The following is a 20,616-nucleotide window of genomic DNA, read 5'->3' on the forward strand; positions in this document are numbered from 1 at the left end:
AGCTCAGCTCCGGTAGTCGGCATTGATCGAGATGTAACCATGGGTGAAATCGCAGGTCCAAACCGTCGCGCGGCCTTCTCCCAGCCCAAGATCAACTTCAATGCCGATTTCCTGGCCCTTCAGATGCGCTGCAACCGGGGCTTCGTCATAGCCTTCGACCGCGAGGCCATCCCTTGCCACTTGCACGCCGCCAAAGCGGATGGACAGCTTGTCACGTTCGGCCGGTTCCCCCGCTTTGCCCACCGCCATGACGATCCGGCCCCAATTGGCGTCCTCGCCAGCAATGGCAGTCTTCACCAGCGGCGAATTGGCTATGGAAAGTGCAATTTTATGAGCACTTTCATTGCTTTGTGCGCCATTCACGCCGATCTCTATGAATTTCGATGCGCCTTCGCCATCGCGGACGACCAGATGGGCGAGTTGGCGGCAGATATCGGAGAGGGCGGCATTAAAAGCGTCCGCACCCGCATCTTCGAAGGAGGTGAGGGGGGCGTTGCCCGCTTGACCGGTCGCGAAGGCCAGCACCGTGTCCGATGTGGAGGTGTCGCTGTCGACAGTGATGCAGGAGAAGCTTGAGCGGTTTGCAGAGGACAGCATCTGCTGGAGAAAGCCTGCATCCACCGCAGCGTCAGTGAAAATATAGCCGAGCATCGTAGCCATGTCAGGCGCGATCATGCCCGAGCCCTTGATGATCCCAACGAGATTCACTGTGCGGTCACCGATCACGGCTTTTGCAGTTGCCGCCTTGGGGAAGGTGTCGGTGGTCATGATAGTGGCCGCTGCTTCCTCCCAGCCGCAGGGATGAGCGGCAAATGCTGCGGACAATCCCTCCTCTGCCTTGTCGATCGGCAAGGGGACGCCGATGACGCCGGTCGAGGAGATGAAGATGTCCGAGGGCTTGCATCCGACATGACCCGCCACGCGCGCGGCTATGGCTTCTACCGCTGCCCGGCCGCGATTTCCGGTGAAAGCATTGCTGTTGCCGGCATTCACCACCAGAGCACGGGCGCGGCCCAGCGGGAGCGCGTCACGGCACCATTCCACTTCCGGTGAAGGACATTTGCTGCGGGTAGTGACGCCTGCAACAGTGGTTCCCTCATCGAACTCGACATAGGTGAGATCGCAACGATCCCAGGTCTTGTACCTGGCGCGGGCCACGCGCAGGGTGACGCCTGCGATCGAGGGAAGATCAGGAAAGGAAGCGGGAGCGAGGGGTGATTTTTCCATGATTGGGCCTCTGTTGCACAGGATGGGCCCGGGCTCAATGGCATGTTGGAAGGTCAACTTGACAACGTTGATACTGAGGAGCGTTGATCTGGTTGCCTGAGAAATCCTCCCCGGCACCGGGAGGGCGACCATGCGAAGCATGGTTGAGGCCGATATCCTCCTGGTGCAGCATCAAGAGGTGAGCCCCATCCACCACGCTGCTTCGCGTCGCGGTCCCCCTCCCTGGGATGGGGAGGAGATTTACCTCACTTTTCCACCGCACAAAAAAAGAGGCGGCCGGAAATCGGCCGCCTCTGATTTTTTCCGTCAGGAACGCGCGATTATTCGGCGGCGTTTTCAACGGCGTTGCTGGTCGCGTTTTCAGCGGCGTTTTCCATCGGAACAGCAGCATTTTCGACGACGTTCTCAACGACTTCGTTCGAAGCGTTCGTGGTCTCTTCAGCGGGCTTCTCTCCGCAAGCGGCGAGGGCCATCAGACCAGCTGCGGCGAAAACTACAGCAAATTTGTTCATGTTATAAGGCTCCCATAGCAATAAATCGCTTCGAAGCATTTCGCCCGTCGCGAGCGCTCCGCATTAACGACCGCACGCGTAACGTCAATAGTTTTTCGCACCGGCGAAAGGTTTCCGCCAAGAGACGAAATGCCGGAGGAGGGCCGGAAAGCTATTCATTTCCCAGCTTCGCAGGAGCATTGGCGGTGATCGCAAGCACGGCTGTCCATGCCGCAACATTTTGAGCAAGCTGTGCAGGATCGACCTTGTCCAGGGTGTCGTCGGGCGTGTGATGCAGGTCGAAATAGCGTGTCCCGTCCTGTTTCAGATCAATCACTGATGCGCCCTTTTTGATGAGGGGCTCGATGTCGGCCCCGCCATGCGCCTCGCCTTTGCCCCGGCCTATTCCGAGGGGTCCGAGCGCTGCGGCCAGATCGTCCATCAGGCGGGAAGCGGCCCTTGGCAGCTTGAAATCGATCCGCCAGATCCGGTCGGCGCCGAAATCCGACTCCATCGCAAGCGCATGGTTTTCCTGTCCGTGCGCCTTCAAATAAGCCTCGCCACCATAGGCCCCGACCTCTTCAGCGCCAGCCCAAAGGACCCGGATTGTGCGCCGCGGCGGACCTGCGTCCATGATGCGCTTGGCCGCTGCGGCAACGATGGCGACGCCTGCGCCGTCGTCCACCGCGCCTGTGCCAAGGTCCCAGCTATCAAGGTGTCCTGCCACCACAATGACGCCAGCGGAGGGATCGCTACCTGGAACTTCAGCGATGACATTGCCCGAAGTCCCGCTTTCAAGCAGTCGTGGTGTCAGTTTCAGTCGCACATGCACTGGCTGTCCATGCTTCACCATGCGGACAAGATTGTCGGCATCAGGATTGGAGAGAGCCGCGGCGGGAATCGGAGCAACACCTTTCTCGAAGTCCGTGACGCCGGTATGCGGGTTGCGGTGGCTATCGGTCCCAATCGAGCGGATCAGGATCGCGGCTGCTCCCTTTTTCGCGGCGATATTGGGACCGGAGAAGCGCGCCAGGCCAAAAGTCCCATAGCTGGAGCCATCCTGCGTGCGCTTCATGGCATGATCGACGAACGCGATCTTGCCTTTAAGACTGCCGTCGCTGGCTGCTTTCAACGCCTCGAGAGCCGGAAAATAGACAATCTCCGCCTCCAGCCCCTGTTCTCCTGTTGATGCGCTGTTGCCAAGGGCCGTCAGGACCAGCTTCTGCGGAAAGGGAGCAATGACGCTGGCGGTTTCCTCGCCGCGCACCCAGACGGGCATTGGGTATTCTTCGATGCGGACATTGGAAAAGCCCATTGCCTTCAATTTCGCGACCGCCCATTGCCGCGCCCTTGCTTCGGCCTCTGTCCCGGCGAGGCGCGGCCCAACTTCTGTGGTCAGCCCCTCGACAATGTCCCAGGCAATCCTATCTTGCAGAGCAGCGTCGCGAAGCACCGCCGGATCATGCACCGGCTGCGCAAAGGCGATGGAGGGCAGGGTGATCGCGAAAGGCGCGATTGCCTTTAACCATATGTTTTTCATGGGGATGAGGCTTAACCGTCAAAAGCGGGTTTGCCAATGTGCTCGGGCTCGTCTAGTTCGGCTCGCAAATCCTCGCACCCTTACCGGATCAATGGAGTGACCGCTTAAAATGGCCGTGCAATACAGCTTTGTCATGAAGGGCCTGACCAAGACCTTCCCTGGCGCGCAGAAGCCCGTTTTCAACAATATTCACCTGCAGTTCCTGCCTGGAACCAAGATCGCCATCATCGGCGTCAACGGTGCGGGCAAGTCGACCTTGATGAAGATCATGGCCGGTTACGACAAGGAATATCAGGGCGAGGCCTGGGCCGCTGAGGGCATCAAGGTGGGTTATCTGGCGCAGGAGCCGGAGCTTGACCCCAGCAAGGATGTGAAGGGCAATGTCATGGACGGCGTCCGCCCGGTCGCCGACATGATGGACCGCTTCAACGAGATCAGCATGCTGATGGCCGATCCGCCAGAAGATGCCGATTTCGACGCGCTGATGACCGAAATGGGCGAGCTTCAGGAAAAGATCGATGCAGTCGATGGCTGGACGCTCGATAACCAGCTTGAAATCGCCATGGAGGCGCTGCGCTGTCCGCCGGGGGATGCCGATGTGAAGTCGCTGTCCGGCGGTGAAAAGCGCCGCGTCGCGCTGTGCCGGCTGCTGCTGGAAAAGCCGGACATCCTGCTGCTCGACGAACCGACCAACCATCTTGACGCCGAAAGCGTCCAGTGGCTGGAAAATCACCTCATCAACTATACCGGCAATGTCATCCTGGTCACCCACGACCGCTATTTCCTCGACAATGTGGTTGGCTGGGTGCTCGAACTCGATCGCGGCCGGGGTATTCCCTTTGAAGGCAATTATTCCGCCTGGATCGAGGCCAAGGCCAAGCGCATGGAGCAGGAAGAGCGGGAGGAAGCTGGCCGCCAGAAGGCGATCAAGGAGGAACTGGAGTGGATTCGCCAGTCCCCCAAAGCCCGCCAGACCAAGAGCAAGGCGCGTATCCGCGCCTTTGACGAGCTGGTCGAAAAGCAGAATGCCCGCGCTCCCGGCAAGGCCCAGATCGTCATCCAGACGCCTGAGCGCCTTGGCGGCAAGGTGATCGAAGCCAAGGGACTTACCAAGGCATTTGGCGACAAGCTGCTGTTCGAGAATCTGGATTTCATGCTGCCTCCAGGTGGCATCGTCGGCGTGATCGGGCACAATGGCGCGGGTAAATCGACGCTGTTCAAGCTGATCACCGGCCAGGAAAAGCCCGATGGCGGTACGATTGAGATCGGCGACACGGTCAGGCTCGGCTATGTCGACCAGAGCCGCGATCATCTCGATCCGAACCACAATGTCTGGGAAGAAATCTCCGGCGGTCACGACCTGATGACCATCGGCAAGCACGAAATCCAGACCCGCGCCTATGTGGGGGCATTCAACTTCAAGGGCGTCGATCAGCAAAAAAAGGTCGGCCAACTTTCAGGCGGTGAACGCAACCGCGTTCATATGGCGAAGCTGCTGAAGGAGGGTGGCAATGTTCTCCTTCTCGACGAGCCCACCAACGACCTTGACGTTGAAACGCTGCGCGCATTGGAAGACGCGCTGGAGAATTTCGCGGGCTGTGCCGTGGTGATCAGCCACGACCGCTTCTTCCTCGATCGCCTGGCCACGCACATCCTGGCGTTCGAGGGCGACAGCCATGTCGAGTGGTTCGAGGGGAACTTCGAAGCCTATGAGGAAGACAAGCGGCGGCGCCTTGGCGATGCTGCGGACCGCCCCACGCGGTTGGCGTATAAGAAGCTGACGCGATAGGGGCTTCGGGGAATTTCGTCATTTCCGCGAAGCCGGCAATCCACCTCCACGCCGTCAGAGAGATTTGACGTTGGGAGGTGGATCCCCGCCTTCGCGGGGATGACGAGAGATGTGGCTCAGCGCGGACGGGTGTTGGATGACAGCGCTATTCCGCTGGCATCACCCTACAGCACATATTTGCTGAGATCGGTGTTCCGCGCCACCGCCGCCAGTTGGCGGTCCACATAGGCGGCGTCGACGATGAAGGTTTCGCCCTTGTGCTCCTCGGCATCGAAGCTGATGTCTTCCAGCAGCTTTTCCATGACGGTCTGAAGCCGGCGCGCGCCGATATTTTCGACCTGGCCGTTCACCTCGGCGGCGATGCGGGCGACAGCGCGGATGGCGTCTTCGCGCATGTCGATGGTGACCTCTTCCGTGCCGAGCAGCGCCTTATATTGTTCCGGAAGGCTCGCCTTGGTTTCGCTGAGGATCGCGACGAAATCCTCTTGGGTGAGCGCCTTCAGCTCCACGCGGATAGGCAGGCGGCCTTGCAGCTCGGGCAGCAGGTCGCTCGGCTTTGCCACATGGAAAGCGCCCGAGGCGATGAAGAGGATATGGTCGGTCTTGAGCGGGCCATATTTGGTTGAAACCGTCGTCCCCTCGATAAGGGGCAGCAAGTCGCGCTGGACGCCTTCGCGGCTTACAGAGCCGCCGCGCACATCGCTGACCGCGATCTTGTCGATCTCATCCAGAAAAACGATGCCATTCTGCTCCGCGTCATTGATGGCGGTGCGGGCGACATCGTCCTGGTCAAGGCGTTTGTCCTGTTCTTCCTCGACCAGCTTGTCCCAGGCGTCGGCGACGCGCATCTTGCGGCGCTTCTTGTGGGCTTGGCCAAACGCCTTGCTCATCATGTCGGAGAGGTTGATCATGCCCACCTGACCACCCAGGCCCGGGATTTCCATGGGCATGGTCGGGCTGTCCTCAACCTCCACCTCGACCTCGACGTCATTCATGACATTGTCTTCGATGCGGCGGCGGAAGGAAAGGCGGGTTGCCTCGCTGGCTTCCTTGCCGGTCAGGGCGTCGAGAAGGCGCTGCATGGCGGCGTCTGAAGCAGCTTCACGGACGGCTTCGCGCCGCCGGTCCCGCTCCAAGCGGACGGCTTCCTCGACCAGGTCGCGAACGATCTGTTCCACGTCGCGGCCGACATAGCCGACCTCTGTGAACTTGGTTGCCTCGACCTTTACGAAGGGTGCGTCCGCGAGTTTGGCCAGGCGGCGGGAAATCTCGGTCTTGCCGCAGCCGGTAGGGCCGATCATCAGGATGTTCTTGGGCGTCACCTCGTCACGGAGCGCGTCCGGCAAGTGCTGCCGGCGCCAGCGGTTGCGCAGCGCCACGGCGACAGCACGCTTGGCCTCCTGCTGACCGATGATATGCTCGTTGAGTGCTGCGACTATGGCCTTGGGTGTGAGGGCGTCGTTCATATTTTAGTTCCGCTTGTGCCGAGCGAGTTCGAGGGACCTTTAGGCCGCATCAACGTGTCTCGACTTTGTTAGACACGAACGGCGCAGAAAGATCAGACAGAGCTCTCCAGCGTTTCGATCGTAAGCTGATCATTGGTGTAGACACAGATGTCGGCCGCGACGGCCATGGCCTTGCGGGCGAGCGTCTCTGCGTCATTTTCATAAGCCACCAGCGCCCGGGCCGCAGCGAGAGCGAAATTGCCGCCCGAGCCGATTGCGGCGATGCCGTCCACTGGCTCCAGCACGTCGCCATTGCCAGTGATGATGAGGGTGATGTCCTTGTCCGCGACCGCCATCATGGCTTCCAGGTTGCGGAGATATTTGTCGGTGCGCCAGTCCTTGGCCAGCTCGACCGCGGCCCGCATCAACTGGCCGCCGTGACGTTCGAGCTTCGCCTCAAGCCGCTCGAAAAGGGTGAAGGCATCAGCTGTTGCGCCCGCAAAACCGCCAATGACAGACCCGTCATGCAGGCGGCGGACCTTTTTCGCATTGGGCTTCATGACGGTCTGGCCCATCGAAACCTGGCCATCGCCAGCAACGACGACCTTGCCATTTTTCCGGACCGACAGGATGGTTGTGCCATGCCATTGGGGCAGGCCGCTTCGTTCGTTTCCGCTCATGAGCGGCCATATGGGATAAGGGCGCGCCGACTGCAAGGCGGCAAGCGGCGCGGGTCCATCATGGCGTGAAGCTCTTGGGTGCGGGGTCGACAACGGCGAAGCTGCCGGCGTTGATCTGCTGCACCTCCAGCGAGCGTTCGGCGATGCCGTTGCGATTGAAGCGGAATGCCCCATCAATGCCGGAGAAACCGCCCTCATCGATCAGCTTGCGCGAAGGGAAGGGCGTGCCGAACCGCCAATCCTGAGCAGTACGGACCGTGAGCAGCACTGCGTCATAGCCAAGCGCAGCCAAGCGGAAGGGCGTTTCGCCGTAGCGGGCGCGATATTTGGCCGCGAGCTGGCGGTAGAGGCTGTCCGGGACGCTGGCGAACCAGGCTCCGCGCAATGCCGGAGCGCCTGCGAGATTGCTTTCGGTGTTCCAGAGTTCAGTGCCGAGAATCCTTGCCTTGCCGCCGCCATTGCTGCGGATCACCGGCGCGGCCTGAATGGCGACGCGGCCGCTGTCGGCGATGAGGACGGCATCATAGCTGCCATCCTGGGGCAGCTTCTTGATGGCAGCGGTGATGGAACCGGCGCTCCGGTCAAAGGCCTGCATCGATACGACGGTGCCGCCAGCGGCCTCCACGCCCCGCAGAAGGGCCGTGGAGGCACGCTCGCCATAGGTGCCGCGGGGGACGAGGCCGGCAAAACGGCTCATCCCCTTCGCCTTGGCATAGCCAATAACGCGGTCGATCGATTCAGCCGGGTTGTAGCCCATGAGGAACACGCCGTTTCCAGCGACGCTCACATCATTGGAAAAGCTGATGATGGGAATGCCCGCCCTGCGTGCGACGGGAGCCACTTCACGCACATTTTCCGCAAGCAGCGGTCCAAGAATCAGCTTGTTTCCTTCGGCCAGAGCGCGCTGAGCAGCGGCAGCCGAACCGGCGCTGGTGTCATAAGTGGTGATGCGCACATTCTGCGTCTTGGTGTCGAGCAGGGCGAGCGTCGTGGCATTGGCAATGGACCGCCCGACATTGGCGTTTGCGCCTGTCATCGGCACCAGCAGCGCCACCCGGTGGCGAGTGGTGTCGGTGGGAAGGCCGGGGCTCACCACTCCGGGTTCGGTGGGGGTAGGAGCCGTTGGAGGCGGTGCTTCGCCCTTGGGGATCAGCGATTGACAGCCCGCGATCAGCAGCGCGCCTGCCAGGGTCGCAAGCCGCATGAATTTACCGCCGGCGGACCACAAGTCCGCTTGCCGTTCAACACCCGTCTCTGCCATTGAGAATCCTATGGTTAGTAAATTTGAACCCGGTCTTTATATCGTCGCGGGGCCGATCGGCAACTTGTCTGATCTGACACCCAGAGCGGCCGAACTGCTACGGCAGGCGGATGTGGTCGCCGTGGAAGATACACGGGTGAGCGCGAAATTGCTGCGCCATGCTGGGTCCGCCCGGCCGATGATCCCCTATCATGACCATAGCAGCGAACAGCTTCGCGCCCAGTTGGTCGACCGCATGGCGGGGGAGGTGGTCGCCCTTCTTTCCGATGCGGGAACGCCGTTGATTTCGGATCCGGGTTACAAGCTGGTGCGGGATGCCCGGGCTGCGGGCCGATATGTGACGAGCCTGCCAGGACCGAGTGCCGCCATCGCCGCGCTGACGCTGTCGGGCCTGCCGACCGACCGCTTCCTGTTTGTTGGCTTTCTGCCTTCCAAGGAAAAGGCGCGGGCGGATGCGTTGGAGGAGATCGCGAACATTCGTGCGACACTGGTATTCTATGAAAGCGGTCCGCGGCTGTCGGCCAGTCTTGCCGCCATGGCGGGGCGCTTGGGAGATCGGGACACGGCCGTGGTGCGTGAGATCAGCAAAGCCTTTGAGGAGACGGTGAGCGGCCGCCTGTCCGAACTTGCGGTGCGCTATGCGGAGGCGCCGCCCAAGGGGGAGATTGTGGTCGTCGTAGGGCCGCCTGGTGAAGCGCCGCCGCCCAACGAGGAAGACAGGGACGCGGCGTTGCGCGAGGCGATGGCGCGGTTGCCGGTGTCCAAAGCGGCAGGCGAAGTGGCGAAGAAGCTGGGACTTGACCGGCGGGCCCTTTATGCGCGGGCGCTGGAGTTGAAAGATGAATGACACCAAGCCGTTCCCCTGCGGCGGCAGGCATCCAGATCCCAAGCGGCTGAAGAAAAGCGGGGTCCCTGCTTTCGCAGGGACGACGGCGTTGATGGCGGGAATGTGGGTGAATGAAACGTCAGCAGGCTGAAGCGCGGGGGCGAAAGGCCGAAACCCTTTGCGCCTGGTGGCTACGCCTGAAGGGCTGGCGCATTCTTGCCCGCCGGGTGCGCACGCGGCTTGGCGAAGTGGACCTCATCGCCCGCCGAGGCAGGATGGTGGCCTTTATCGAGGTGAAGGCGCGTGCCACGGCGGCGGAACTTGATTTTGCCATCGACGAATACCGCCTGTCGCGGGTGGCCGCCGCTGCGCGGATGCTTGCCTCCCGCTATGTGCGGAAGGGGGATGATGTGCGCATCGATGTAATGCTTCTTGCGCCCGGCCGCCTGCCGCGCCATCTGGTCAATGTCTGGCACGGCGGTTAGTCCGCGGGAAAGCCGAAAGGAATTGAAGGAATGACGCTTAAAGTCGCTGTCCAGATGGACCCGATGCACGCTATCAAGATCGGTGGGGATTCGACCTTCCATCTGATGCTGGCTGCGCAGCGGCGGGGATATCAGCTCTTTCACTATCTGGCGCCCGACCTGAATTACCAGGCCGGCCGGGTATGGGCGAAAACCTATCCTGTTACAGTGCAAGCGGTGGAAGGCGAACATTTCAGCTTCGGCGAGCCGGTCAGGCTGGACCTTGGCCGCGATGCCGATGTCATCCTGATGCGGCAGGACCCGCCCTTTGATCTTGGATATATCACCGCGACACACCTCCTCGAACGGATCATGGACGAGACGCTGGTGGTGAATAACCCGGTCGCCGTCCGCAACGCGCCGGAAAAAGTGTTCGTGCTAGATTATGCGCGATTCATGCCGCCGACACTGATCACGCGAAGCCTGGAGGAAGTGCGCGCCTTTCAGGCAGAGCATGGCGAAATCGTGGTAAAGCCGCTCCATGGCAATGCGGGAAGCGCCGTCTTTCGCGTCGGTGCGGATGGCGCCAATCTGGCGGCGCTCACCGAATTGTTCGGGCAGGTGTGGGTGGAGCCCTTCATGGTGCAGGCCTTCATCAGGGAAGTCGCGGGTGGCGACAAGCGGATCGTCCTGGTCGATGGCGAAATTGCAGGCGCGATCAATCGTATGCCCGGCAAAGGTGAGATTCGTTCAAACCTTGCCGCAGGGGGCTATGCGGAGAAAACGGAATTGACCGCGAGCGAGATAGAGATCTGCGAGGCGTTAAAGCCGGAGCTCAAGAAACGGGGGCTGCTCTTTGTCGGGATCGACGTGATTGGCGGCAAATGGCTGACCGAGATCAATGTGACGTCGCCGACGGGCATTGTGGCGATTGACAAGTTCAATGGGACGGACACTGGCGGCATGATCTGGGATGCCATCGAGCGGCGGCTGGAGGAGCGCCGAGGCTGATGGGGCACGGTTTTCCGCTAAGGGTTTCCGGTAGATTAGTTTCGTCGTCCCTGCGCAGCCAGGGACCATCTTTTCTTCTTCAGCCTTGTAAAAAAGCGGGATCCCTGCCTGCGCAGGGACGACGGCTACTCGTGCAATATTAGCCCCTCAGGCCCTCGGATGGGCGTTCCTGTACACGTCGAGCAGATGTGCTGCATCGACCTGTGTATAGATTTGTGTTGAACTGAGGCTCGCATGGCCGAGCAATTCCTGCAGCGATCGGAGATCCGCCCCCCGTCCGAGCAGATGGGTGGCGAAGCTGTGTCGCAAGGCATGCGGTGTGGTTCGCTCTGACAGGCCGAGCCGGCACCGGGCGCCCTGCACCGCCCGGCGGATAAGGGCGGGTGACAGCGGACCCCCGCGAGCTCCGCGGAAAACGGGCTCGTTCTTGATCGGCTTCCAGGGGCAGACCGACAGATAGCCTTCCATCGCCTCTCGCACTTGGGGCAGAAGCGGGACGATCCGGGTCTTGCCGCGCTTGCCCGTCACGCGAATTGTCTCGCCCAGGGGCAATATTTCACCGGTGAGGCCCAGCGCCTCGCTGATGCGAAGCCCCGCCCCGTAAAGCAGGAGCAGCACTGCCCAGTCGCGGGCGCCGATCCAGCCTTCACTGCGTTGCTCTGAGACATCTTCGGCGAGGGCGACGGCTTCGTCCGGCGAGACCGGCCTTGGGACACCACGCTTGACGCGCGGTCCCTTGACGGCTGGAACATGCGCCTCTGAGCCACCCGCAAAGCGCAGGAAGGTACGAACTGCTGACAATTCCCGCGCCGCCGACACATTGCCGAGCCCCTCCGTCCGCCGTTCCGCGAGAAAGGCGCGCAGGTCAGCCGGGCCAAGCGATGCCAGCAGCTTTCGCGTCACTGCGCCGCCGCGATAGCCCTGAAGGAAGTCCATCAGCCGTTCAGCGGTTGCCACATAGGCGCGAACAGTATGTCCCGAACGCCGCCGGTCCTGGGCGAGGTGGAGCCGCCATTCCTCAATCAATGCTTGTGCCGCTGTCATGCCGCCGACTGTATAAGGGCAGCGCGGGCGCGCCAAGGCCTGCGAGGCAATGGTGGCAACTGCCGCGCAAGTGCCTATGATGGAGCCCATTGGCGGAGATGCTTGCATGTTCGTAGAGATCAACTTCGATGGGCTGATCGGACCCTCCCACAACTATGCCGGGCTTTCGCTGGGCAACGTTGCGTCGGCCACCAATGCGGGCACCGAGTCCGCGCCACGGGCGGCGGCGCTGCAAGGGATTGCCAAGATGCGGCACCTGATCGGCCTGGGGCTGCATCAGGGAATCTTGCTCCCGCACGACCGCCCCGAAGTGGGGTGGCTCCGCTCGCTTGGCTTTACCGGCGATGACGACGCGCTTTGCGCCGCCGCCTGGCGGGAGGACCCTGCGCTGTTGCGAAATGCCATGTCGGCTTCTGCGATGTGGACGGCCAATGCGGCGACGGTATCCCCGGCGCCCGACACTGCCGACGGACGTTGCCATTTGTCAGCCGCCAATCTTTCGACGATGGTTCATCGCAGCATCGAGTGGCCCGAAACAGAGCGGCAGTTGCGCCAGATCTTTGCCGACGAGCGCTATTTCGCTGTTCATGCACCAGTGCCGGGCTGCTTCGGCGACGAGGGAGCCGCCAATTTCATGCGCATGGCCGCGCAGCACGGGGAGCCGGGCGTGGAAATCTTCGTCTATGGCGAACAGCGGCCAGGCGGCTTTCCCGCACGCCAGCATCGCCGCGCATCAGAGGCCGTGGCGCGTAGGCATGGGCTTGATCCTGATAGGACATATTTCGCCCGGCAGAGCGATGCCGCCATTCAGGCAGGCGCCTTCCATAATGACGTTGTTGCCGTCGCCAATGAAAGGGTGCTTTTCGCTCATGCTGAGGCTTTCGCCGATCCGGCGGCTCTTTATGATTTCATTCTGGCAAAACTGCCCGATGCGAGCATCATTGAGGTGCCCGCCGATCGGGTTTCATTGGCGGATGCCATCGGTTCCTATCTGTTCAACTCTCAGCTCCTTTCCCTGCCGGAGGGAGGAATGGCGCTGATTGTTCCTGCGGAATGCCGGGAGAACAAGGCGGTGTCCGGCTGGCTCGACAGCCTGCCGGGAAACTCGTCCATCCGGCAAATCCATGTGCTTGATGTGCGGGAATCGATGCGCAACGGCGGCGGGCCCGCCTGCCTGCGGCTGCGGATTGCGGTCGATAAGGCGGTGCTGCCCGTGATCGATCAGCGCTATATGGTCGACGAACGGAAATGCGATGCGCTCGAAAGACTGGTCGAGCGATATTGGCCCGCCCGCATCAAGCCCGATGATCTGGGAATGGCTGAAACATGGGCCGCTTGCCGCCGTGCGCGCGGCGTTCTGTTCGACCTTCTTGAGCTCGGCTGAGCTCAGATTTCAAATTGGCCCGCTTGAATCGTCGGGGCTGCATGTCCCCGGTACAGGAAACCCAGAATACCGGCCGCGACCGCTATGATGGCGTGCAGCCACACATCATTGCCGTAAAGGGGGACAAGCCCGAACAAGGTGTGCAAATTGGCTTCGCCGATCAGACCCAAAACGGCCAGCACCGCATAGATGACAGCAACAGACCGGAAATAGACGCGCGAGGCGGAAATGCTGGATGCAGCTATCAGCGCCCACAATCCAAACAGCAGATGCACGAGATTGTGCAGCAGATTGACCGGGAACAACCCCAGTTCCAATCCCAGAAAAGCCTCCATGCTCACATCCGGATGGGAATGTGCGGGTGTCAGCGCGGGTATGAACCCGGCAATCCCTACGAGCAGGAAGACCACACCAAAAATATATGCGAATGCACGAAGGCTCATCATCGCCTCCCTCAAGTCCCTGGCTGCAATTCCAAACCGTTTGAGCGGTGATCGGTTCCCTACGGGCGATGGTCTGCGTGTTCAGGAGGCCGACTGGCTGATCGGCATATCCTTCGCTTCATGGGCCTGCTTGCGCTCCAGCGACTTGACTGCTGGCCCGTGGAGCACTTCTCCATCCATGCTGAAGCGGGAACCATGACAGGGGCAGTCCCAGGTCCGATCAGCTTCGTTCCACCCCAAAATGCATCCCATATGGGTGCAGGCGGCAGAAACGCTGTGCAGGCTTTTCCCTTCGTCGCGATAGGCGGCGATGGTTTCGCCGCCAATGTCCATGATCGCCGCCTCGCCAGGGGCAAGCTCATCGAAGGATTTGAGCTTGCGGGAGAGATAGCCGCTGACGAGATGCTTGGCGACGCCGAGATTGCCTTTGGTGAACCGCGCCGCACTGGCGAGCGGTTTCACGCGGGAGGCGTCGAAAAGCTGCAGCCACTGATTTTCGCGACCGGCAATGATGTCGGCGAGGATCATCGCCGCTGCTGTCCCGGTGCTGATCCCCCAGGCGTCGAAGCCGGTGGCGACCAGATAGGAATGTTTGCGCTTCGAGGACCAGCCGATGAACGGTGCGCCGTCCATTGGCGTATAATCCTCATTGGTCCAGCGATAGGCGATGTCCCGAACACCGAACTGTTCGGCGGCGAAATTTTGCAGGTCTTCGAAGCTGGAGCGCTCCTGCTCCACATCGCCGGGTTTGAATGTGTTGCCGCCAAGGATCAGATTGAGTTCGCCATTCCGGCGGTGGGTGCGGATCGAATGGTGAGGCTGGCCGAGGCTCAGGAACATGCCGTCGGGAGCGCGGCCCGGATCGACCCTTCCGACGATGACCGGGTGCATGTGCGGATAGGCTTCGGCGTAAAAGGTGCCGACCTGCCCAAGCGGCATGTGCGTTGCCATGATAACCGTCCTGGCTTTCACACGGCCTTCATTGGTTGCGACCGCATCCGGGCTCCAATCCATGACGCGGCTGTTTTCGAAGACGTAGCAGCCCTCGCCCGCCAATGTGGCGGCAAGGCCCACGACATATTTGCAGGGGTGGAATTGCGATTGATCGTCAAAGCGCATCGCCGCGAGGGTCGGAAAGGGCAGCCCGGTATCGTGGGTGAGGGCGGCGGGCAGGCCAAGGCGGCGGGCGACGTCCGCTTCCTTTTCAATCTCGGCGACATGCTCCCGCTGCGTCGTGTAGATATAGGCTGGCTTTGCCTCCAGATCGCTGTCGATGGCGTGCTGGACGGCAAGAGCCTTGATCTTCCTGATCCCCGCCTCATTCGCTTCCGCATAGATGCGTGCGCCAGCTTCGCCGAATTTCTTCTCCAGAAGCTGATATTTGGTGCCGTGCTGTGACGTTACCTTCGCCGTAGATTTACCGGTGACGCCTTGTCCGATCTTGCGGGCCTCCAGGACAGCTACGGTCAATCCTGCATCCTTCAGCAGCCTGGCCGCGGTAACGCCGACGATGCCGCCTCCGACAATCGCCACATCCGCTTTGATCTCGCCTGTAAGTTGTGGATAAGAACTTGTGGGCGAAGTGGCGATCCAATAGGATCCGGCGCCTGAAAGAACGGTCATGACAGCTCCTTTCTGTCACTTGCCCCCAAGCCTTTAGGGGAAACCGCCGCCCTTGATCATTGGTTCCGAGCCGCTCGGGCTGCTCAGGCGAGCGCCCCGCGAAGGAAAGACAAGGGCTGAGCGCCGCTAAGCGATTGCTGGGAATGAAAGGTTGCGCATTCGGCAAGGGCATAATGGCTGTCGCGGCGGTGGGCTGTCGCCGCAGATGCGAAGCATCCATTTAAAAAATCACGGATCATTCGCTAGGTTGAGAGATAATTGCTTCGCGCAACTCGCGTTTGAGAATCTTGCCGCTAGCATTTCTTGGCAGGCTATTCCTGAAGTGCACAGCCTTTGGCGCCTTGAAAGCCGATAGACGGCATGCGCAGTGTTCCAGGATATCCGCTTCGGTCACCTCAAACCCGTCGCGCAGCACCACCACTGCTGTCACGGCCTCAATCCATTTTGGATCGGGGACCCCGATGACGGCAACCTCTGAAACAGCCGGGTGAAGGTAAAGCGCCTCCTCGACCTCACGCGAAGAAACATTTTCGCCCCCCGATTTGATCATGTCCTTTTTGCGGTCGACGACTGTGATATAGCCCTCGGCGTCCATTCGGGCGAGATCGCCGCTATGAAACCATCCGCCTGCGAATGCTTCCGCGGTCCGCTCAGGGGCATTCCAATAGCCGGTCAGCAATTGCGGTGAACGATGCACGATCTCGCCCACCTCGCCGATGGCAACGTCATTCATCTCGTCATCGACTATGCGGGTCTCGACATTCAAGGTCGGCCGCCCCGCCGATCCTAGGTGATCCGCATGCTCCTCCGGGAAAAGGACCGTGGCCAATGGTGCTATTTCCGTCTGCCCATAGAGGTTCCAGAGGCGCAGGTCCGGCAACCAGGCATGAATTTCGCGCAGGATTTCGACCGGCATGATGGACGCGCCATAATAGCCCTTCACCAGGCTTGGCAGAACGCCCGCAGTACGGCCCGGCGCTCGCAGCAGGGCGATCCAGATGGTTGGCGGCGCGAAGAAGGAAGAGACCTGATGCTGGGCAAGCAGTCTATGGATATTCTCCGCCGCCGGTGTTCCTGTGATGATGTTCGTCGCCCCGACTTGAAGCGCTGGGCCAATCATATTGTCGAGCTGGGCGCAATGGAACAATGGCATTGAATGCAGGGCAACCGTGTCCACGGTCCATTCGCAATCGATGATGACACTCTGATATTGCCAGAGCACCGAATTGTGCGAGAGCATGGCGCCCTTGGGCCGGGATTCGGTGCCGCTGGTGTAAATGATTTGGAGCAGGTCGTCGCCGCCCCGCGTCTCGGCAACCGGCACTTTCTCTCCCATCAGGATCTCCCAGGAAAGCAGCCCTTCTGGAGGTGAGTCGGTCTCGCCGGGAATGCCCAGCATCCGCTCCAGTGATGGTGGCGCGGCTTCCTGCGCAACGGCCAGAGTCGTGCTATCGACGAACAGGAAGCGCGCCCCGGAATGCTCGAGGATGTAGCGGACGTCGGGCGGGTTCAGCATGAAGTTGATCGGCACAAGAACAGCGTCCGCTCGCGCAATCGCGAAGCGCAGCGCGATGAATGCATGGCTGTTTCGCGCCAGAATCGCGATGCGGTCCCCAGCCGCAATGCCCTTCGCACGCAGGCCACAGGCGAGACGGTCTACAAGCTGATCGAACTGCTGGTAGCTCCATTCGACATCACCGCAGACTATGGCCGTCTTGCTGCCATGGCGCCGCGCGGAACGGCGCAGGACAGATGATAGCGACTGCAGGCGCGCGCGCGTCACTATCTGATCGGGCTTCGACGCCGCAGCGTTGCGATCGCTAGCTTTCTCGTCCATCTTGAAATCTTTCTTGGCCATGCGGCGGCCGCCGAGCCACGGACATGCGCGCCGGCTGCTGCAAAATGTCAGCCCATTGAAGCGGGGGTGCGGGATTCGGCATAGCCCTCCTCATCGCCCCTTCGCCCTTTCGAGGATCATGTCTGTCATCATCCTGAACAGGTCCGATCGGGGATTGGCCAGGTCCAGAACCAGGGTGAAGTGATTGCTGCCGGGGCCGACATGATTGTCCACCAGAAGACCGCGGGAACGCGCGGCCTTGGCAAATTGGTCATTGCCGATATGCGTCAGTGGCGGCTCGTCTTCGGCCCGGGCAAGCAGCACTGGATCGACGAGATTGCCGATGCGGGACAAGGGAGCCAGCGCCTCAACCTGATCTGCCTTGATGCCAAGATAGCTCCAGCCCTCGGAAAGATATAAGGGTTTGGCATCGAAGACGCCGTTGAGGAGTATTCCTCCCCTGAAAATGGAACGCGGAAGGCCGAACTGCCTCCAATCGGTTGTCAGTAAATAGGCGCTGATATAAGCGCCTGCAGACCCTCCACCGACATAGATCCGTTCCCGGTCTATGCCGAGTTCCTGCGCATGCTCATAGATCCATTTGCCTGCCTGTTGGGTAGAAGACAAAAGCTCGGCGAGGGAAGCGCCGGGAGCAAGTGGATAGCCCGGCGAAATATAGGCAATTCCCTCCGCATTGAAGGCCGGTGCCGGAAAGGCCATGTCTTCCTTGCTGAGAAGGCTGAAGCCGCCGCCATGAAAGAAGATGAGGGTTGGGGCGCCAGATGGTACATTCTGATTGTACAGGTCCAGCTCACCCCGGTCATGACCGGCGTATCGAAATGTCTTTGGCGGATTCGCTGTTCGCGCCGCCTCATTATATTTCGCGTAATCGGAGACCAGATCTTTCCAATTGGGAATGGTGACCTTTGGATCCAGGGCGTCCCAGATTTCGGACACCTTGTACCCCATATAGCCTTCGACTACACCAACGTCGCTGGTCCCAGTTTCCATGGTCATCCTCCGCTCCTCCCAACTGGATCAGTACGCAAGGGGCGCTTGCAGGTCGCCGCGATCTACCACCAGCTTGTCATCGAGGCGGATGGTGCATCCACGCATTGGGATATCGAAATGGCCCAACGTGTGACGGCCTGCTGCTTCATTAGCACCGGTCGACAGCAGGAAATTTCCTGCAAAAGCTCGCAGTTCCGCCCCGTTCACATCGCCCTTGTCGTACATGATCAAGGAGTCCCACCGAGCGCCCGGAGTCATGCCCCAGCCAAGGTGGGAGATCGCATAGGCTTCCCGGTCACCCCAGGCGGCGAAATAGGAACGCATCAATTCGGCATCGAGTGAATCTCCTTCGATGTCAGTGATGTAATCATCCTTGATCGTGAGCCCGATAGGGCTTTCGATGTACCGTTTGAAGGTTAGGTTCACGTCTCCCCTGTTGAGGACGACGCGTCCGTTCACCGTACCTGCATTGGGATAGAAGGCGATCAGGGCTCCGGGTGCAGAGCCGGCATTGTGGGGCGGGGCTGCATTGCCCCAACTGCCGATGGGGCGGGCGTCGCCGATCCGTACCGTGAGATCCGTTCCGGCGTCCGACGTGACCCGCATGGTCGATGCCTGCGCGAGCATCTGCACGCCAAGAATGACGCGCTCCTGCCAGCGGGGATCGTATCGGATGCGTTCAAATATCTCGGGATGTTCATTGCTGACGCATAGAAGGCGGGCGCCACCCGCCAGGATTTGCGGAAGTTCCGGCGCGTGAAGCAGCAGCTCAACCGTCATATCGACGACGAAGTCGGCGCTGGAGAGCGCCTGCAGCGCAGCCTTCTGCCCGTGCAGCACATCCGTCGCACCGGTCGAGCGAACCACCACATCAACCGACTGGCGCGGCGTCGGGATGACGACATGGAAGGGATTGGCGCCGAGTTGCTGCAGTGCCAGCTCAGCGAGCTTCACATTTTGCTGGCGTGACAAAGTCTCAGAGAGGATCGCGACTGACTCGCCTGCACGCACTTCACTTGCCTGAAACAGTTTGACGAAGGTGTCGATCCACTTACCCTCAATGCGATCTGGAATCATGCCGGTTCTCCTTATCCTATCAGAAACGACCGCTGGCAAAGCCGCTAACATCTGAGCGCTACAACTGAACGCTCGCCGCAACGCCGCTCAACAGCCAGCGGTATGGGCCATCAGAGCGATCACCTGCCTGATGCGAGGCAAGGCCGTGGCCTACACCAAAGGCGCGAGACGTTCGCTGCTGCCCACGAGTGCTTTGCCATAGAGTTCATAGCCGAACATCTCGGTGGTCATGCCGTGGCTGGTGGCGACGTTCACGTCGCGCCACAACCGCTGCAGCGGATTGACCTCGGCAAAAGTCGATGTCCCGTGCGCCTGGGTAAGAATGTGAACGGCGTCCCGCAGCAGCCGGCTTGCGAGGCCGATCGCCGCCCTGATGCGTGTCCGGTTGGTATAGTCGACCTGGTAACCCCGGGCCGCCGCATAGTCCACTTCCCGGACCGTCTCCGCGGCGATGAGGCGCGCCGTTGTGAATTTGATGGCGGCTTCAGCCACCTGGACTTGAAAACCCGGCGATTCGGTCTGGGTGTTATAAATACTATATTGTATCGACCGCTTAGGTGCCTTGCTTAGCACATAGTCGAGCGCCGCCTGAGTCACCCCCAATGAAGACGCAAGAAGGCCTACTTCAACCGCTGGGCCGTAGGTAACCTTGGATAGCCGGTCATTTCGGAAGGGCGTTGCGGGATTTCCTGCTAGTGCCTCTTCAATCGATAGAATACGGTGGTCGGGAACGAAATAGTCTTCCAGATGCAAGGTGTTGCTCGCGGTCCCCCGCATGCCGACGACGTTCCATGTCTGCTGAAGCCTGCCGTCCGCTACGGGGACCAGGGCCAGCATCACCACCGGCGCCGGTGGCGGCGTCATGAAGTGCAGCATCGCCCAACCGGCATGTTCCACCCCCGAAAGGTAACTCCAACTGCCAGTGATCCGATATCCTCCGTTGAGGCGCTCTACCCTGCTGGCCCGGCTTTGCGAAGCACAGGCGCCGGCATCTGGATTATTGCCCCAAGCTTCCTTTTGCGCCTGTTCGCTGAATAAACTGAGCATCAGGGACGATCCCGAGACGATCTGGGTCATCCACGCGGTCGATCCGCATCCGCGCCCAAGCGTAGCGCCAACCGCCATCTGCGCCTGAAGTGATTGCTCTTCACCTCCATAACGTTTGGGAACAAATAGCCGGATGAATCCTGCATCGGCGAGCCGCCTGAACATATCCGGCGACACGTGACCGGTACGATCCACTTCTTCAGCCCGTGACTCCAGCAGCGGCACGAGCGTTTCGGCGGCGGCGACCAGCTCAAGGGCTCTGTCGTCCAGGCCCTCCAGCAATGGATTTCTGCCCCAGTCAGTCCCGCCCTCAGCCCGACTCCGTGTGTTTGCTGCCTGTACTGCTTGCATCTTTGGGCTCCGGTAATTTGAATTGGATTTCAGTTTTTTATCGCGGCGCTTGCGAACCGCGGTCC

The 20,616-nt window shown here is 60.7% G+C and carries 18 protein-coding genes; 5 read left to right on the plus strand and 13 right to left on the minus strand.

From position 1 onward, the window contains the following. Window positions 1-3 precede the first annotated feature (3 nt). The 3 genes from argJ to VJS46_RS01370 all read right to left on the minus strand — a co-directional run bounded on the left by argJ (window position 4) and on the right by VJS46_RS01370 (window position 3,258). Entirely contained in the window at window positions 4-1,227 is a 1,224-nt protein-coding gene (gene argJ, locus VJS46_RS01360) for a bifunctional glutamate N-acetyltransferase/amino-acid acetyltransferase ArgJ (protein WP_324057542.1), read from the minus strand. Window positions 1,228-1,547: 320 nt separating this feature from the next. Continuing rightward, window positions 1,548-1,739, minus strand: a complete 192-nt coding sequence (locus VJS46_RS01365; protein WP_324057543.1) for a hypothetical protein — start codon at window positions 1,737-1,739, stop codon at window positions 1,548-1,550. Between the two features lie 151 nt (window positions 1,740-1,890). Beyond that, a complete protein-coding gene (locus tag VJS46_RS01370) occupies window positions 1,891-3,258 on the minus strand; it encodes a M20/M25/M40 family metallo-hydrolase (protein ID WP_324057544.1) in 1,368 nt (455 codons plus the stop codon). 109 nt (window positions 3,259-3,367) lie between these two features. Between VJS46_RS01370 and ettA the strand changes: the two genes are divergently transcribed. Beyond that, window positions 3,368-5,047, plus strand: a complete 1,680-nt coding sequence (ettA, locus tag VJS46_RS01375; protein ID WP_324057545.1) for an energy-dependent translational throttle protein EttA — start codon at window positions 3,368-3,370, stop codon at window positions 5,045-5,047. 164 nt (window positions 5,048-5,211) lie between these two features. Here the strand turns inward: ettA and hslU are convergent, their stop codons facing one another. From hslU to VJS46_RS01390, 3 genes are all read right to left on the minus strand, one after another. Beyond that, on the minus strand, window positions 5,212-6,513 hold the full coding sequence (gene hslU, locus VJS46_RS01380; RefSeq protein ID WP_324057546.1) for an ATP-dependent protease ATPase subunit HslU: 1,302 nt from the start codon (window positions 6,511-6,513) through the stop codon (window positions 5,212-5,214). A gap of 92 nt (window positions 6,514-6,605) precedes the next feature. Next, window positions 6,606-7,172: an ATP-dependent protease subunit HslV gene (gene hslV / locus VJS46_RS01385; protein WP_324057547.1), complete on the minus strand. Its 567-nt coding sequence runs from the start codon at window positions 7,170-7,172 to the stop codon at window positions 6,606-6,608. Between the two features lie 58 nt (window positions 7,173-7,230). After that, window positions 7,231-8,433, minus strand: coding sequence for a penicillin-binding protein activator (locus VJS46_RS01390; RefSeq protein WP_324057548.1), 1,203 nt, complete (start codon window positions 8,431-8,433; stop codon window positions 7,231-7,233). A gap of 10 nt (window positions 8,434-8,443) precedes the next feature. Here VJS46_RS01390 and rsmI point away from each other — a divergent pair, with 10 nt between their 5' ends. From rsmI to gshB, 3 genes are all read left to right on the plus strand, one after another. Next, on the plus strand, window positions 8,444-9,280 hold the full coding sequence (rsmI, locus tag VJS46_RS01395; protein WP_324057549.1) for a 16S rRNA (cytidine(1402)-2'-O)-methyltransferase: 837 nt from the start codon (window positions 8,444-8,446) through the stop codon (window positions 9,278-9,280). A gap of 110 nt (window positions 9,281-9,390) precedes the next feature. Further along, a complete protein-coding gene (locus tag VJS46_RS01400) occupies window positions 9,391-9,744 on the plus strand; it encodes a YraN family protein (protein WP_324057550.1) in 354 nt (117 codons plus the stop codon). A 30-nt stretch (window positions 9,745-9,774) separates the two neighbouring features. Continuing rightward, window positions 9,775-10,734: a glutathione synthase gene (gene gshB / locus VJS46_RS01405; RefSeq protein ID WP_324057551.1), complete on the plus strand. Its 960-nt coding sequence runs from the start codon at window positions 9,775-9,777 to the stop codon at window positions 10,732-10,734. Window positions 10,735-10,881: 147 nt separating this feature from the next. Here gshB and VJS46_RS01410 read toward each other — a convergent pair whose 3' ends face one another. Next, the gene (locus VJS46_RS01410) at window positions 10,882-11,778 is read right to left on the minus strand and encodes a tyrosine recombinase XerC (protein WP_324057552.1); all 897 of its coding nucleotides are present in this window, start codon (window positions 11,776-11,778) and stop codon (window positions 10,882-10,884) included. Between the two features lie 106 nt (window positions 11,779-11,884). Between VJS46_RS01410 and VJS46_RS01415 the strand changes: the two genes are divergently transcribed. Next, window positions 11,885-13,162, plus strand: coding sequence for an N-succinylarginine dihydrolase (locus VJS46_RS01415; protein WP_324057553.1), 1,278 nt, complete (start codon window positions 11,885-11,887; stop codon window positions 13,160-13,162). Window positions 13,163-13,164: 2 nt separating this feature from the next. On the opposite strand, the gene VJS46_RS01420 is transcribed toward VJS46_RS01415, so the two are convergent. From VJS46_RS01420 to VJS46_RS01445, 6 genes are all read right to left on the minus strand, one after another. Next, window positions 13,165-13,605, minus strand: a complete 441-nt coding sequence (locus tag VJS46_RS01420; RefSeq protein WP_324057554.1) for a DUF4383 domain-containing protein — start codon at window positions 13,603-13,605, stop codon at window positions 13,165-13,167. Window positions 13,606-13,686: 81 nt separating this feature from the next. Further along, window positions 13,687-15,228, minus strand: a complete 1,542-nt coding sequence (locus tag VJS46_RS01425; RefSeq protein WP_324057555.1) for an FAD-dependent oxidoreductase — start codon at window positions 15,226-15,228, stop codon at window positions 13,687-13,689. Between the two features lie 235 nt (window positions 15,229-15,463). After that, on the minus strand, window positions 15,464-17,086 hold the full coding sequence (locus VJS46_RS01430) for a fatty acyl-CoA synthetase (protein ID WP_324057556.1): 1,623 nt from the start codon (window positions 17,084-17,086) through the stop codon (window positions 15,464-15,466). Window positions 17,087-17,176: 90 nt separating this feature from the next. Beyond that, on the minus strand, window positions 17,177-18,082 hold the full coding sequence (locus VJS46_RS01435) for an alpha/beta hydrolase (protein WP_324057557.1): 906 nt from the start codon (window positions 18,080-18,082) through the stop codon (window positions 17,177-17,179). A 21-nt stretch (window positions 18,083-18,103) separates the two neighbouring features. After that, the gene (locus tag VJS46_RS01440) at window positions 18,104-19,153 is read right to left on the minus strand and encodes a hypothetical protein (RefSeq protein WP_324057558.1); all 1,050 of its coding nucleotides are present in this window, start codon (window positions 19,151-19,153) and stop codon (window positions 18,104-18,106) included. A gap of 150 nt (window positions 19,154-19,303) precedes the next feature. Then, a complete protein-coding gene (locus VJS46_RS01445) occupies window positions 19,304-20,482 on the minus strand; it encodes an acyl-CoA dehydrogenase family protein (protein ID WP_324057559.1) in 1,179 nt (392 codons plus the stop codon). Window positions 20,483-20,616 lie beyond the last annotated feature (134 nt).

The organism is Rhizorhapis sp., assembly GCF_035276005.1.
Lineage (GTDB): Bacteria > Pseudomonadota > Alphaproteobacteria > Sphingomonadales > Sphingomonadaceae > Rhizorhapis.